Below are 836 nucleotides of genomic sequence, written 5' to 3'. Positions count from 1 at the left end.
ACGCCCTTATCGTGGCCGGCGGCCGGGCCCGCCGACTCGGCGGTGCGGACAAGCCGTCCCTCACCGTCGGCGGCCGGTCGCTGCTCGACCGCACCCTGGACGCCTGCGCGGACGCCGCGCGGACCATCGTGGTCGGTCCGCGGCGGCCCACCACGCGCCCGGTGCTGTGGACGCGTGAGCAGCGTCCCGGCAGCGGACCGCTGGCCGCCGTCGAGGCCGGGCTCCGCCTGGTGCGTTCCGAGACGGTGCTGCTGCTCTCCGCGGACCTGCCCTTCCTGCGCCCGGACACCGTGCGGTCGCTGCTCGCCCCCCTGGCGGCTCCCACGGCCCCCCACGCCCCGTCCGCTTCACAAGCCCCACAAGCCCCACAAGCCCCACAAGCCCCCGACGCCCCGCACGGGGTGCTCGGCGTGCTCGCGGACGGCGGGCGGGACCAGCCGCTGCTGGGCGCCTACCGCACCGAGGCGCTGCGCCGGGAGACGGCGCTGATCGCCACCGAGCACGGAAGGCTCGACGACCTGCCGCTGCGGCTGCTCATCGCGGACCTCACGCTCGCCCGGGTGGCCGCCCCGGACGCGGCGGACTGCGACACCTGGGACGACATCGCCGCCGCCCGGGCACGGATCAGGGAGCATGGGCACGTGCTGGAAGAATGGATCACCACAGTCAAGAACGAGCTCGGCATCGAACTCGACGTCGACATCCACGCGCTGCTGGACCTGCCGCGGGACGCCGCCCACGGCGTCGACCGCCCGGCGGCACCGCTGACCACCTTCCTGGTCGGCTACGCCGCCGCGCAGGCCGGCGGTTCGCCGCGGGACGTCGCCGAGGCCGCC

General features: G+C 76.1%; 1 protein-coding gene. It reads left to right on the top strand.

Annotated features, from left to right (window positions below; genetic code table 11):
- Nucleotides 1-836 (top strand): NTP transferase domain-containing protein (locus ACYVE9_RS28975; protein WP_461030849.1); only part of this gene is annotated, 836 nt, incomplete at both ends.

The organism is Streptomyces sparsus (genome assembly GCF_054776295.1).
Note: the sequence above shows the minus strand (reverse complement) of the source record. Positions and strands in the feature narration are given on the sequence as shown.